A 15,096-nucleotide genomic window follows, 5' to 3' on the forward strand; every position below is an offset into this window, starting at 1 on the left:
TTGTTTGCTGTTCCAGATTAATTGAGTATGTGGGTTTTGACACCTGACAGAAATTACAGTTTTTTATATTTTTTTGTTATAGGTAATAGTTCGATTTCGCTGGCGTTGGCGAGCAGGGATTCGGTGTTGTAGGCAGGGGGGCGAAGTACATGCGGTCGGGTTCGTTGACCGTGGCCATAAATTTGGAAAAAAAGGAAAAAAGGGGGCAGATTTATTAAATCATCCCCTGTGCCCCTTCGATTGTGTGTAAGCGTCCGCACTATTTCGCAGGTCGCCCTCCAGAGCGCCGGGAAATCCGCATTCCCGTGATGTTTTCAATTTCGTCTGTGAAGCGCGGACTGCCCGTCAATTGCCCTCGTTGCAACGCCCCTCTTATCAACTGCAGTTCGGAAGGCTGCGCGGCTTGATCCATCGGATTTAAATAAATCTGTCCCCTTTGTTTCTTTGTTTCTAAAAAGGGACAGAATTATTAAACTCCAGGGAATCACCCGAATCGATTCTGGCAATTGCGCATATCACCCTACTGGCGGAGCTGGCGGTGAAACGGGTGCTGGATCACGTCGAGGTGGCGGACTCCGCGGTGCACAGCTGAGCTTGCAGGAGCGGGCCTGCTCGCGATGGCGATAGTCCGGCTGACAATGCCGCCGGGCGATATTTCGCAATCGCAAGCAGGCTTGCTTCAAGGGCGCTTCAGGTCCTCCAGCATCGCCTGTTCAGGCAGAGGACCCTGAAGGCCCCGGCTGAGGCAGCGTGCTTGTCAGTCCCAGCCGGTTCACGCGGTTAGCAACCGCTGAGATCGTCATCCTGAATTCGCCATTGATTTTGACGTATTTCATCCACGATTCAGCATGAATGTCGTTATCGAGTGCGAACTTGACGACCGCGTAGCGGTTGCGGTTTTCCGGTTTGAGAGCAAGCTGGTGCCAGTCCCGAAAGTGCTGGTCGGTAATCCTGGTGTACTTTCCCGCGGCGCCTTTTTGCAGTTTTATTGCCCTGATAGTGCCGGAGATGGTTAGCTCGCCATTTTTTGCAACGAAGGTGCGCCACCTCAAAGGGTGCAGGCGGTGAGTCCTGGCAAACGTCTCTGCGGCCTCTTTGGTGGGTTGATTCATGCAAAGCCATACTTGAAAAAGGTTGTCTGTCAGCTTCTCGTAGTGTGCCGGCCTGAGCATCGCATAGCCGAGCGTATTGATTTCTCCTGTGCGTTGTCTGACGAATTTGTTCCAGGACCGTACCGGGATGTTTCGTTCATTGAAAAAAGGTACGGGGTCGAGAGTAGGTAAAGGATTGGCCGATTGGGCATTGGCGGTGATCCGTTCTTCCCATTCTTTAAGCGCCTTTAATATCCGGCTGTCAGCCTTGGGGCCACCGCCGGGTAACCGGTTCAGGGTATCGAGAGCCCAAAGTTGATTGGGCATCTTGCGTAATCTGAAAGAGGTAAACGCTCCACTCGGCGTGAGCACCGGAGCGACCAGCCCTTTGCGGTCGTAGAGGTTGAATGAGTTCTGGATCCGGAATACCTGCTCCTCACCCTTTGCGCCGGTGCTGCGCACCAGCAGGTTATTCGCCGGGGAGCGATAGATGCCCGTGCCCTCGGCGAAGGAGGAGCCGGTCGGAATACCGCCCTTTACCAGCAGGCGCGCGTGTTCCTGCAAAAACGCTCTTTGGTATCCGCTCAGATCGGCGATCGGTGTTTGCTTCACCGGCCTGAGCAGCATCTGCAGAGGTTTGATGCCAATGCCGGTGGACCGCGCAACGCTGCCGACTTTTGCCGTCGCCGTCGCGACCTCGAACAGCACGCGCCCAGCCATCCCGCGACGGAGAATGAGCCCTGCAACGTTCTGCCCCAGGTGGCGCACGGTCTGGACGCTGATACGACCGGCGCCACCGGCCCAGCGCAACGCCGTAGAGCCCAGATGGCCAGCCCAGGGGAACGCGCCCAGCATCGTCGTTACGACATCGACCCCGAACATCACCTTGTTGAACCTGGACTGCGCGTCCAGTTCTTCGTTGGTCACGCTTTCGGCGTCGGTCTTGTCACGCAGGTGCAAGTAGTTCTGTCGATACAGTCCGGCCAGCATATCGCCGGTGTAGGCGGCCAGTCGGTGGTTGAGCAGGCGAGTGTTCGCTGGTAATCGCGCCTTCAGGTAAGCCTGCCAGGCCGGGCTGCGCATCAGCGCGGGCAGATGTGCTTCGCTGGCGATCTCTCGCAGGTCCATGCCGTCCGGTGCATCCGGCGTATACAGCACGCGCATGTCACTGTTGGCGGCAGAGAGAATCAGCACGCCGTTCACGGTTTGGCCGCCGCGTCCCTCAGGGGCGTTGTTGGCCGGATTGAACATCAGGGCATTGGCAATGATTGTCTGTCCGTCGACGGTCTGGCGCGTTGCCGGATCGGGGGCGGCCAGGACTGCCGCCATCCATGCCGCGGCTTTTTTCTGCATATTGTCGCTGTGCAATGCACAGCGATAGGCATCGGGGCTTAATCGGGCCGACAGCGCCGAGTATTCCAGCGCACACGCCTGATTGTTCATCCAGACCTGTTTCAGGGCTATGGCATCGGTCGTAGTAGCCTGGGGAGCCAGATGGCTGTCCAGCACGCTTTGCGTGTATCGCTGACCAATGTTCAGCTCTTTGACCCAGCGCTCCAGGCATTGTTGATCGAGGCTGACGGCTTTGCCCTGGCGATCAAGTACCCAGCGACCTTGCGTTGTAACCAGCCTGGCCGCCAGCGAGTCGTGCTCTGTCCATGCAAGGCTCTTTTCCCAGGGCTTGTTGTTTTTCAGCAGCAGGTTGGTCAGGGTCATGCGAGTGGTTGCGAGGCTTTCATGCAGCGTACCAAACCCGGGCTGTATGCCAGAGCCGACACGGGTTCTAGTGGTCTGAATGACGATGGTCTGGTCTGGGTCGACGCCCTCGGACGGATAGTCTGCCCTCGCTTGGCCGTCCGGCCCTTTTTCTTCGAGGAATGTGCGTATCTTCAGCAGCACCTGTTCCTTGGCGTAGTCCGCCAGGGAGGGGATGAGGGCTTTCCATTGCTGACTCAGTTGTTGCTGTTTTTCTTCTGCAGTCTGCGCCAGATCTTGCAGTGCCTTGCGGTCATTCGGGCTGAGGCGTTTTTCCCATTCCGGTCGCCAGTGTTCCAGCAACTGCCGATTACGTGCCATGAATGCGTCGGCCATATCCAGCAACTCGATCAGTTCTGTGCGGGCGTTGCTTGCACTGTCCGGCTCATCTTCGGTCAGCCCCAGAATCGTCTGGATATCTGTCTGCTGCTTGTCAAGCACCGCCTGGATACTGTCGGCGACAAAGTCGTCCGCTATCGGTGCGAAGGCGTGGCGCAGGTCGCTGCCCCACACACCGGCTTTCGTGTGTTGTACCGCTAGCGGCAAACCGACGGCGAGCAATCTGCCGGTATCGTCGCCGGCATTGAAGCGTGCCACCAACGTATCACGCAGCGCTTGCAGGGTCGGCATTTCTTCAAAGCCCCGATGCGGTGTATAGAGCACCACCAGGCCGGCGTCGCTGCTCCCGCCGACGCCTCGGCTATCGAGATTTTTGTGTCCATGGGGCCAATGAGGAAGCACCGGGCTGGAACCGTCCCGGGCCGTCAGGACGAAACTGCCCGCCAGGCGCGCGCCTTCGGCGGTGCCACTGTTGACTGTCAATTGATAGACGCCAGGCCGCGCGCCATCGCTGAAGCTGGCCTCACGCCGGGCCAAAGTCGGATAGCGCAGTGCGCTGTCGATCAATCGTTTCGCCTGTGGGCTCAGGGTCTGGTCGGCTGTGCGCAGGCACGCCTGTACATCCAGGGCCTGGCGATGCAGGTCAATCAACCGCACCTGTGGGCAGTTCAGCTCGGGGGCGACCGGGGTCTGCCAGTAAGCGCTGACCTGTTCGGACAAACGCGCTTGCAGGGCCTCAGCCAATTGCGCCAGCGAGCCGTTTTGCAGGATCTGCTCGGCTTCGTTGCAAGCCGTGGGGCTGCTGAATACGCCTTCGGTGACCGGAGCGGCGTCCTCCGGTTGCACAGCGTCATCCTCATCACTGGGCACAGCGGTGTTTTCCCACAGCAACAAGGTGCGCAGCGCTTCGAGCAATGGGCGAGAAGACTCCAGTCGGCGAAGACCATCGTCATCGGTCTGGTAGTGGTTTACATATAAACCGGCGAATCCGCTATCGGTCGGCAGCTGTGGGAAGGTCTCCTTGAGCAGAGATGTGAGGGCCGTCTGCAGTGAAGGATGCCGCTGCTCGTCGAGTACATCGCCGATCTGCTGATTGAGATCGTTCCAGCGTTGAATCAAGCGTGTCTGCTGCTCGATGTCCGGCAGCGTCTGCGCGGTGATGGCCATCGGCGCGGGCGTTTCAGGCAATCGCGCAATCAAGTCCGGACATCCCGTGAGTGGCAACGCCAGTGTGGTGTGCAAGCGCGTGGCCAGGGCGTCGAAGGTGGTCCGGGGCGAGTCGAAGGCGTGATCCAGTTCGGTGTCCTGCTGTTGGCGGCACGCCTTCAGGCAGGCACTGAACACCGCGCCGGTGATCGGGCTGTAACGCAAGTTCTGTCCTTGGCTCAACACCTCGCTGGCGCGGGTCCTTTCGCTTAGGGCAATGTTCTTGAGCAGCAGCGTTTTCTCAAGGCCCGCCACGAGGCGACGGCGCAGAAAGTTTTCCATGGCGTTGAAGTGCTGGAATATCTCGACGCCGAATTGTGGGGTGTACAGCACGGTGGGGCGCGCGCCATGCAATTGTTCGGTAATGATGAAACAGCCGCTCAGCGGGGCTGACCATTCGGGCAAATCCGTCGCATACAACGTAATGCCCACAACTTGCGCGGGCGTGGCGTTGTTCGTGGTCTCGTGGAGCACAAGATTTTCGATCAGTTGCCGGCCTTCGATCACCACCGTCACGTAGGTCCTGGCGGTGTCCACGGCGGTCTGACGCTGTATGTCGGCAGGCTTTTGCTGCAACGCCTGCTCGGCTTGCAGTAGCTGTTGTTGGGCATCGTGCAGTTTGAGGTCTGCCTCAAGACGAAACGCCATGCGCTGTTTTTGACTGACGGCCTCATGCACCGTCAGCGCACCCGTGGTGACATGGGGCGACGACCAGAATGCCTCCAGCGCAAGCCAGTAGAGCATCGGGCTGTCCTGTTGCAAATCATCGATCAGCTTATTTACTGCCGCTACTTCAAGACCGGTGATTTCGCCGTCGCGCCCCGTGTGGTGAGGCCGATGGTAGAAGCCCACCGCCCGCTCGACTCGGCGATTCTGCGGTTCTTTCTCAAGCGCGGTCGGCGTTCTTTGCGTCGCAATGGCTTCTTGCAGCACCTGAGTCAGGTTGCGCGTGCGGATGAGATGGGCAGTGGGTGCAGGGGTTTCCTGGACATCCGGCGAGGGCGGGTCGTACACGTATTCGTTGAGAAAAACCGCATCGGGATCGGATGGACTGTCGGGTACGAGGTTTGCCAGACCCTGGCGTAAATGAGCGGCCATTACCGCCGCGAAGTCCGGTTGCGCATCCAGCAGATGCTCGATGGTGGTGACGCACACCGGCAATCGGCGCAGGGCGTCATCACCGGGATTGAGGGGGAGTGGAGTCATGACCCGAGTTTCCTTAGAGGTAGGTTTGCCGTGCAGCGCCGCCCTCGTTGGCGAGCTGCGCGCGAATCGAACAGTCGACTCGCCCTACCCTAATCACTCGTGCAAACGCACCCGATATACATAGCTACTACATCGCCCCCAACCCTGTTGCCGCTTGTGTCGGTGCGCCTGCCCGCATTACTTGTCGTGATCGATATCAAGTTTCGAAAAAGTGACCTGCCCACCTTCACTCGTATAGCCGGTGTTGTCCTGCACATAAACCCCTGCCTTGAAGTAAAGCGGCTTGTCACGCCAGGTCGCGCTGATCTGCGAGTCCCACTGATAACCCGCCGCACTCACACCCAGCGCGCCACCGGGGCTCAGGTGGATGAGGTAGTTGAATTCGCGATCGAGCTTGATTCCCGTGGCAAGGGTGATGACGCGGCTTTCGGCGTCATCGGGGCGCATGCGCACTTTGATTACCAGATTGCCGGTCTCGGTTTTGCTCTTGTACTGGTACTCGAGTTTGACCATTGGCCGCTGGCTCTCATACGCGTGGATCTGGCCGATGACGATCTTGCCGGAGCTGGGCACTTTGTTGACCGTGAGGGTTGCGCGCAACAAGTTGTCGGCATCGGGGTAATACCAGTTGCGCAGGGTGCCGTTGCTGTAAGTCTCGCGCAATTCGGTGCGCGGATAGACGGCGTTGGCGGTTTTTGACCCGGTAACCGGTGACCAGAAGAACAACGTGCCAGTGTCGGAATGGAAGTATTGATCCTTGAAGCCGTTCACCAGTTTTTCGGTTTCGACGGTGTACGGCGGGCTGCCAACGGGAACGCTGAGGTTCCAGGTTGCGAGGTCGATCATATCGGTTCTTCCACTCGATTCATCCGGAACGCGGGTGCCAGAAGCTCTAGCCCGCGCCTTTTGGGCCGGCCTTTATAAGCGTAGCGGCAATTTTTGTTAATGCCCGTCCGGCGGATGATTGACGTCAACATCCTGTCGAAATGCCATCTTCGCCGGTTTTCGGGGCCTTCAGGCGCGACCGTTAGTCGGCTGAAGGAAACTTTGGCGAAATGATGGCGGGATGACAGCTTCTGCTTTAGCGGATCCACGACTAGAGTGAAGGCTCAGTATGTTTATGGTTTTTGCCGGCTACCGGTCCCGATAAGAGAAGCAGCATGGAATGCGCGCAACCCCAGCCAGGTGAAGGCAGATCGGTCCTATTGATCGTCGACGATTACCCCGAAAATCTCATCAGCATGCGAGCCTTGTTGCAGCGGCAGGACTGGCACGTCATCACCGCCGCCTCCGGTTTCGAGGCGCTCAATCTTTTGCTCGAACACGACGTCGACCTGGTGCTGCTGGATGTGCAGATGCCGGGCATGGACGGCTTTGAAGTCGCACGGCTGATGCGCGGTAGCCAACGCACGCGCCTGACCCCGATTATTTTCCTGACGGCCAATGAGCAATCCCAGGATGCGGTGATCAAAGGCTACGCCACCGGCGCCGTGGATTACCTGTTCAAACCCTTCGACCCGCAGATTCTCAAGCCGAAAGTGCAGGCGCTGCTGGAGCATCAGCGCAATCGCCGCGCCTTGCAGCGCTTGAGCCATGACCTGGAGGTTGCCCGTGCGTTCAACGCCTCGGTGTTGGATAACGCGGCCGAAGGGATTCTGGTGCTGGCTGAGGACGGGCTGATCCGCTTTGCCAATCCGGCGATTTCGCGGTTGCTCAATGCGCCGGTGAGGGAGCTCGAAGGGCGGGAGTTTCTTGAATATCTGCAGAAACCGCACATCCCGGTGTGGGCCGATTGCGACTTTTATGCCAGCTACAAGCGTGGCGAGACGCTGAGACTGCACGATGCCTTGCTGCGCACCGCGCCCGGTCAGCAGGTGCCGGTGGCCCTGTCCTGCGCTGCGTTGCCAGCGGAGCAACACGCCATGGTGGTGACGGTGCTGGACATGTCGGTGGTGCGTCACCTGCACCAGCAACTCGAATTCCAGGCCGTCACCGATCCGCTGACCGGTTTGCTCAATCGCCGTGGTTTTTATCAAACCGTGGAGAACCTGCTGCTGCGCGGCGAGCGCAGTGACAGCAGTTGGGTGCTCTTGTATCTGGATCTGGACGGTTTCAAACGGGTCAATGACTCGCTCGGTCACGATGCCGGCGATCGCGTCCTGCGTTGGGTGTCCGAACAGTTGAAAGCCTGTCTGCGGCCATTCGACATTCTGGCGCGCATGGGCGGCGATGAATTCACCGCGCTGCTGGACCTGGAGTTCCCCGAGCAGGCGGCGAAGATCGCCGAGAAACTCATCGAACGGGTTTCGGTCTGCCAGCAGATCGAAGGCCTGGACATCGCGCTCGGTGCCAGCATCGGCATCGCCACGTATCCGGACTGCGGCTCGAATCTCGATGGCTTGCTGCGCGCCTCTGACATTGCCATGTACGAAGCCAAGCGGGCCGGGCGTCAGCAGTATCGTTTCTACGACCCTGAAATGAACGGCCGGGCGCGCTCGCGGCTGATGCTTGAAGAAAGCGTGCGGGCCGCCATCGACAATCGTGACTTCAATCTGGTCTATCAACCGCAGGTGGCTATCGGCAGCGGTGTGATTCGTGGCTTTGAAGCCTTGTTGCGCTGGCAGCATCCGAGCGTTGGCGATGTGCCGCCGGGGTTGTTCCTTCCGTTGCTGGAAGAGGCGCGGTTGATCAGTCGCCTCGGTAGCTGGATTTACCATCGTGGCGCCGGCCAGCGCAAAGCCTGGGAATCGCTGTTTGATGAAGATCTGGTGCTTGGCGTAAGTTTGAGCAACACCCAGTTCAGCCTGCCGAATCTGGTCACCGAGCTGCGCCAGGTCATCGAGCGGCACGCCTTGCAACCCCGGCAGCTTGAGGTGGAGATCACCGAAGAGGCGCTGATGCAAAACCCGGACGAGACCCGCAAGCAACTGCGTCTGTTGCGCAATCTTGGTGTGCGCGTGGCCCTCGATGACTTCGGCTCTGGCCCGTGTTCGCTGGCGCATCTGCGCGATCTGGAACTGGATACGCTCAAGCTCGACCGTCGCCTGATCGCGCGCTTGCCTGATTCGTCCAGAGACGCTTCGCTGGTCAGTACGGTAATCGCGCTGTGCAGACAGTACGGCTTGCTGGTGATCGCCGAAGGGGTCGAAACCCTTGAGCAATACCACTGGCTGCAAGCCCATGGCTGCGAATATGTGCAGGGTTTCCTGGTCGCGCGCCCGTTGATGGCCGAAGACGCCGCTCGCTTCGTCGAACCGTTTGACTGGAGCGCAGTGCCCGGCTGAATTCGCTACACTGGCGCACCTTTTTTCGAACCGTGTTGCCCGTCCATGACTGCATTGAAGTACCTCCAGGCCTATCCCGAGCGTTTGCAGGATCAGGTGCGCCAACTGATCGCCGAGGCGCGCCTGGGTGATTATCTGGATCAACGCTATTCGGGGCGGCATGACGTGCAGAGCGACAAGGCGTTGTACAGCTACGCACTGGATCTCAAACAGCAGTACATGCGCAACGCCCCAGCCATCGACAAGGTGCTGTTCGACAACCGCCTCGACCTGACCCATCGTGCGCTTGGTTTGCACACGACGGTTTCGCGGGTGCAGGGCGGCAAGCTCAAGGCCAACAAGGAAATCCGCATCGCTTCGCTGTTCAAGGATGCCGCGCCGGATTTTCTGAAAATGATCGTCGTGCACGAACTGGCGCACTTTAAAGAGTCGGATCACAACAAGGCGTTTTATAAGCTGTGCGAACACATGCTGCCGGGGTATCACCAGATCGAGTTCGATCTGCGCGTTTACCTGACGTGGCGCGATATGCAGGCTTGACCAATCAGGAAGGTGTGGATGGACGTCAGCAAGACCAAAAGCAGTTTCTACCGTCGTTTGTACGTGGCCTGGCTGATCGACAGCGGCCTGGCGCCGAGTGTGCCCGCGTTGATCGAAGTCACTGGCATGCCCCGGCGCACGGCGCAGGACACCATCGCTGCGCTGGCCGATCTGGATATTGTTTGTGAATTCGAGCAGGAGGAGGGCGCGCGCAACCATGCCGGGCGCTATCGGATTCGCGAGTGGGGGGCGATTGATCGGGGGTGGATAGAGCAGAATCTGCGGCAGATCAAGACTGTCCTCGAATATCCCTGACTCCCGCGGTGATCGGGCTGACGCCTTCGCGAGCAAGCCCGCTCCCACAGTAGGCCGAGATCTCCAGAAAAATCCGGTCAAAATGTGGGAGCGGGCTTGCTCGCGAAAAGGGCCCTCAAGAACGACGCATGCCTATATGCGGGATGCCATCTTCCAGATACTCCTCACCCGCCACGTCAAACCCGTACTTGCCGTAATACCCCTGCAAATGCGCCTGTGCCGACAGATAGATCGGCACCTGCGGCCAGTGCTTCTCGGCCTGTTTCAGCGCCTGCTCCATCATCGCGTGCCCCAGCCCTTTGCCGCGACCGGCAGGCGCGGTGATCACGCGGCCGATGACTACGTCACCGCCCTGGGACTCCGGATCCAGAAGGCGCAGGTAAGCCATCAACTGATCATCCTCCCACCCCATCAGGTGGTGGGTGTCGCCCTCCAGGTCCTGACCGTCGAGATCCGGGTAGGCGCATTTCTGTTCCACCACAAACACGTCCGAGCGTAGCTTCAAAACCGCGTAAAGCTGCTCTTTGCCCAGATCGTTGTGATGTTTGCAGATCCACTCGATAGTCATTTTCCGATTCCTTGAACGTGTCGGCCGATACTAAGCGCACTCGCCGAAGATGTCTGTATGGCGTAAGCGTCGGGGACAAAGGTCAAAATGCCATCATTCCTTTCGCGCAGTCATGCCGACTTTGTGTAATCTGCTGGTGAGCACTGCGCACCGGCTTGCATGAGCTAATGTTCAACGCTTGGGTTTTGCCGGTAAGGGGCCTTGGATTTTGACGTGAAGACACGTCGGGCAGACGCCCGCTGAGGATGTTCAAGCATGCTGCGATTGCTGCAAGTCGTTGCTTTGATCGGATTGTTGCTGCTGGCCCAGAGCGCTGCGGCGCAGAAGCTGCGGCTGGTGTTCGATAACTGGCCGCCCTTTACCGACGACGCGCTGGTCAACGGTGGCCTGGCCACCGACATTGTCAGCACTGCGCTGGCCCGCTCCGGCTATGCCAGCGGTTATGAACAAGTGCCTTGGGCGCGGGCGTTGCTGGGGATTGGCGAAGGGCGTTACGACGTGCTGGTCAACGCCTGGTACAACGACGAGCGCACCCTGATCGGCCAGTTCTCTGGCGAATACCTGACCAACCGCATTCGTTTCCTCAAGCGCAAGGACACTCCGGTCGACTACAGCAATCTGCAACAGCTGCACACTTATCCGATTGCCGTCGTGCGGGGTTATGCGTACTCGGCGCCGTTCGATGCCGACACCGCGCTGCAGAAAGTCCCTGTGCATAACTTCGCCATGGGCGTGCGCATGCTCGCGGCGGATCGGGTCAAGCTGACGCTGGAAGACGAGTACGTAGCGAAATACTACCTGGCGCGGGAATCGGCCAAGGTGCGTAACTCGGTGGAGTTTCTACCCAAGCCGTTGAGTGAGAACAGCCTGCATATCCTGGTCAGCCTGAAGAACCCGCAGCATGAGCAGATTGTGGCCGGGTTTGATCGGGCGATTGCCGAGATGAAGACCGACGGGACTTACGAGAAGTTGTTGCGACGACATGGGATGTGAGGGCTGATCCGGCCTTTGGCTGATGGCGTCTTCGCGAGCAGGCTCGCTCCCACAGGGGATGCATTTCAAATTGTGGGAGCGAGCCTGCTCGCGAAGGCCTTTCAGCCAGCGCTGACCTCACTGGTGTCCTTGATCAGATGCGCCGCCAACGTGCGCAACGGCCCTAACTGCCGACAAATCAGCGCCAATTGCGTTTGCACCAGACGCTGGCCCTCATCGATTTCATCGGGCATCTGCTCCAGCTCATTGGCCAGTGCTTCCTCTTCATCGCTTTGAATCGCGATCGGCTGTTTGCTCGCCAGGCCTTGGGCGATCTCGTCGATGCTGGCGGCCAGTTTCGCCCCGGCGCCTTCGATCAAGTGTTCACGCACATCGGCCGGCAGTTGCGTCTCGCGATGCGCGCCCAGCCCCGACAGGTAGCTGAGCAGCGTGTGCGACAGCACCAGAAAGCGGAAGCCGACATCGGCTTCCTTACGGAAATGTCCCGGCTCCATCAACATATTCGCCAGTGTCGTCGACAGTGCCGCATCGGCGTTGTGCGCATTGCGGCGGGCCAGGCGATAGGCGAGGTTGTCGCTTTTGCCGGCGGCGTATTGCTGCATGATCTGGCGCAGATAAATGCTGTTGCAGGTCAGGGTGTTGGCCAGCACTTTGTTCAGGCGCCGACCTTGCCAGTCAGGCAGGAACAGGAACACGGCCAGCCCCGCAATCAGACTGCCCAGCAACGTATCGAACAATCGTGGCAGGAACAGTCCGTAACCGTCGCCCACCTGATTGAAGCAGAACAGCACCATGATGGTGATCGCCGCCGTCGCGAGGGTGTAGCGGGTGGTGCGGTTGGTAAAGAACACCACCCCGGCGGCGATGGCGAAACATGACTGCACCAATGGATTGGGGAACAGATCGAACAATGCCCACGCCACGGTCAGGCCGATTGCCGTGCCGATAATCCGCTGGCCGAGTTTGCGCCGCGTCGCGCCGTAATTCGGCTGGCAGACGAACAGCGTGGTGAGGATGATCCAGTAGCCTTGCGAAGGGTGTATCAGATGCACCATGCCGTAGCCGATGCTCAGCGCCAGTGGCAGGCGCAGGGCATGGCGGAACAGCAACGAGGTCGGCGTCAGTTGTGTACGTAGGCGAATCCACACGTCTTTGAGATTGCGCGGCGAGCGGTCGAGCAGGCTGCTGTCGGTGGCGTCGGCGAGGGCGTCGGGGTTGCTCGCGTCGCTGAGCAGACGGTCTAGGGTGCCGAGGTTGGTCGCCAGTGCGCGCAACGAGCGCAGCAGGCCGCGCCACGCCGGATTGCTCTGGATGCGCAGGTGTTCAAGCGAGGCGTCGAGGTCGCTCAGGGCCTCGGCAAAACTGGCGTCATAGATGAACGGTTGGCGCATCTGAATCGATTCGGCCAGCGCGCGACAGGCCTTGCCCTGCTGGCGCAGCAGACGCTGGCAGCGGAACAGCACATCGCTGTGAAAGAACGCCTCGGCCAAGGCGTTGTAGGGATAGTGCGACGAGCTGGCGCGTTCGTGAATGTCCTGTGCGAGGAAGTACAGCTTGAGGTAGCGGCTGACTTTCGAGCCGGGGCGGCCGTTGCCGACCCGGTGCAGAATGATTTCCTTGGCCGTATTGAGCGCGGCGACCACGCGCCCATTCTGTTGCGCCAATTCGAGACGTCGAGCCTCGACGTCCATTTGCCGGATCGGCTCGAACAGCGAGGATTTCAGCTTCAGGTAAAAACCCAGCTCACGGAACAACCGCGCCAGGCTCTGCTGCACCGGCTGATTGGAAAACAGCGCCTGCCACAGCACCGAGAGCAGGCCGTACCACGCCGCGCCGGCCACCAGCAGCATCGGTTCATGCCAGAAGTCAGTGACCGCGCCGCCACGCTGGTCGACGCCGATCATCGTGTACACCGAGAGGATCAGCGTCGCCGAGGCAATCGCCCCATAACGTTCGCCCAGCGCACCGAGCATGGTCAGGCCGAAACTGGCCAGTGCCAGGGCCACGGCAAAAATGATCGGGTAGGGGAAGAGCAGCTCCACCGACAGCGCGGCGATGCTGAAACACACCAGCGTCACCGCCAGCGCATTGAGGCGACCCTGCCAACTGTCGTCGGTCTCGGCCAGGGCGCTGGCGATGATTCCCAGGAATAACGGGATCAGCAGGCCCATTTCATCCTGATACCAACACAGCGCCATGCTGCCGGTCAGGGCGATGAATACCCGCACGCTGTAGCTGAATTTATCCAGCGCCCACAGGCGCCGCAAAGACTGACGAAACGAGGTCGAGGACATGAAGTGCGAAGGCCTTCCGAGGCGATGCCGCTAAATTGAGCCAGTAATGACGCCGACGCAATGGCGCCGAGCACATCTGACAGCAAAAAGTGTTCCTTACTGCATCACATGACAAATGTAGGAGTGAGCCTGCTCGCGATAGCGGTGTGTCAGCCAATGCATTCATCGACTGATACACCGCTATCGCGAGCAGGCTCACTCCTACAGGGTTCTGCGTTAGGCGTACTGCGCAGCAGCGTAACCGGAGGCCCAGGCCCATTGAAAATTGAACCCGCCCAGATGCCCAGTGACATCCAGCACTTCACCAATGAAATACAGGCCGGGGCTTTTCAACGATTCCATGGTCTTGGACGAGACCTCACGGGTGTCGACGCCGCCCAGGGTCACTTCAGCGGTGCGATAGCCTTCAGTCCCTGCCGGCACAACCTTCCAGCTGCCGAGCTTCTCGGCAATCTCTGCCAGTTCCGCGTGGGTGTACTGCTTCATCGGCTTGGAGACAAACCAGCTGTCCGCCAGCAGATTGGCCATTTTCTTGGTGAAGATCTCGCCAAGCAGGGTTTTCAGCTCGCTGTTCGGGCGTTCGGCCACTTGCTGTTGCAGCCATGTGGCGGCGTCGTGATCCGGCAGCAGGTTGATCTCGACCGTGTCGCCAGGTTCCCAGAACGAGGAAATCTGCAGGATCGCCGGGCCGCTGAGGCCGCGATGAGTGAACAGGAGGTTTTCGCGAAAGCTCTGGTCGTTGCAACTGACCAGACAATCCACCGACGTTCCGGACAGCTCGGTGCACAGCTCCTTGAGCTGATCGGTGATGGTGAACGGCACCAGGCCGGCGCGGGTCGGCAGCAGTTCATGGCCGAACTGTTTCGCTACCTGATAACCGAAACCGGTCGCGCCCAGGGTGGGGATCGACAGGCCGCCGGTGGCGATGACCAGCGATTGGCATTGAATCTGGCCGAGGGTGGTGTCGAGCAAATAGCCGCTGTCGACCTTTTCAATCGTCTGGATCGATGTGTCGAGGTGCAGCTCCACGCCTGCCTGATCGCATTCATCGAGAAGCAGGCCGAGGATGTCGCTGGATTTGTTATCGCAGAACAGCTGGCCGAGTTTCTTCTCGTGGTACGGCACGCCGTGTTTGCCGACCAGACCGATAAAGTCCCACTGGGTGTAACGCGCCAGTGCCGATTTGCAGAAATGCGGATTCTGCGAAAGGAAATTGCTCGGCTCGGTGTACATGTTGGTGAAATTGCAGCGGCCACCGCCCGACATGAGGATTTTCTTGCCGGCCTTGTTCGCATGGTCGAGCAACAACACTTCGCGCCCACGCCCGGCGGCGGTCAGGGCACACATCAAGCCGGCGGCGCCAGCGCCAATGATCACGACTTCGGTAGAGCGCAAAACGGTGTCCTCACAAAGAATTCAAAACTCACCGCAGACCCATGTGGGAGCGGGCTTGCTCGCGAAAGCGGTGTATCAGTCAACGTTGATGTTGTCTGACACACCGCTTT

General features: G+C 59.4%; 9 protein-coding genes. 4 read left to right on the top strand and 5 right to left on the bottom strand.

Features of this window, described 5'->3' with window-relative positions; translation table 11 throughout:
• Positions 1–713: 713 nt before the first annotated feature.
• Together HU765_RS24850 and HU765_RS24855 are read right to left on the bottom strand one after the other, a co-directional pair.
• Entirely contained in the window at positions 714–5,597 is a 4,884-nt protein-coding gene (locus HU765_RS24850) for a hypothetical protein (protein ID WP_186623588.1), read from the bottom strand.
• 177 nt (positions 5,598–5,774) lie between these two features.
• The gene (locus tag HU765_RS24855; protein WP_186623589.1) at positions 5,775–6,443 is read right to left on the bottom strand and encodes a polysaccharide lyase family 7 protein; all 669 of its coding nucleotides are present in this window, start codon (positions 6,441–6,443) and stop codon (positions 5,775–5,777) included.
• Positions 6,444–6,757: 314 nt separating this feature from the next.
• On the opposite strand from HU765_RS24855, the gene HU765_RS24860 reads away from it, so the two are divergent.
• Genes HU765_RS24860 through HU765_RS24870 form a run of 3 tightly spaced genes read left to right on the top strand, consistent with a single transcriptional unit; the run spans position 6,758 to position 9,736 of the window.
• Complete coding sequence (locus tag HU765_RS24860; protein ID WP_186623590.1) at positions 6,758–8,881, top strand: EAL domain-containing protein; 2,124 nt, start codon at positions 6,758–6,760, stop codon at positions 8,879–8,881.
• A gap of 45 nt (positions 8,882–8,926) precedes the next feature.
• Complete coding sequence (locus HU765_RS24865) at positions 8,927–9,421, top strand: M48 family metallopeptidase (protein WP_186623592.1); 495 nt, start codon at positions 8,927–8,929, stop codon at positions 9,419–9,421.
• An 18-nt stretch (positions 9,422–9,439) separates the two neighbouring features.
• Entirely contained in the window at positions 9,440–9,736 is a 297-nt protein-coding gene (locus tag HU765_RS24870) for a winged helix-turn-helix domain-containing protein (RefSeq protein ID WP_186549293.1), read from the top strand.
• 115 nt (positions 9,737–9,851) lie between these two features.
• Here HU765_RS24870 and HU765_RS24875 read toward each other — a convergent pair whose 3' ends face one another.
• Positions 9,852–10,304 carry a GNAT family N-acetyltransferase gene (locus HU765_RS24875; RefSeq protein ID WP_186623594.1) on the bottom strand — a complete coding sequence of 151 codons (453 nt, stop codon included), beginning with the start codon at positions 10,302–10,304 and terminating at the stop codon, positions 9,852–9,854.
• Between the two features lie 255 nt (positions 10,305–10,559).
• Here HU765_RS24875 and HU765_RS24880 point away from each other — a divergent pair, with 255 nt between their 5' ends.
• On the top strand, positions 10,560–11,297 hold the full coding sequence (locus HU765_RS24880) for a transporter substrate-binding domain-containing protein (protein WP_186623596.1): 738 nt from the start codon (positions 10,560–10,562) through the stop codon (positions 11,295–11,297).
• 101 nt (positions 11,298–11,398) lie between these two features.
• Here the strand turns inward: HU765_RS24880 and yccS are convergent, their stop codons facing one another.
• Together yccS and HU765_RS24890 are read right to left on the bottom strand one after the other, a co-directional pair.
• Positions 11,399–13,591, bottom strand: a complete 2,193-nt coding sequence (yccS, locus tag HU765_RS24885; protein WP_186623598.1) for a YccS family putative transporter — start codon at positions 13,589–13,591, stop codon at positions 11,399–11,401.
• Positions 13,592–13,807: 216 nt separating this feature from the next.
• A complete protein-coding gene (locus tag HU765_RS24890) occupies positions 13,808–14,986 on the bottom strand; it encodes an NAD(P)/FAD-dependent oxidoreductase (protein WP_186623603.1) in 1,179 nt (392 codons plus the stop codon).
• Positions 14,987–15,096 lie beyond the last annotated feature (110 nt).

It is taken from the genome of Pseudomonas sp. SWRI81 (genome assembly GCF_014268545.1).
GTDB lineage: Bacteria > Pseudomonadota > Gammaproteobacteria > Pseudomonadales > Pseudomonadaceae > Aquipseudomonas > Aquipseudomonas hamedanensis.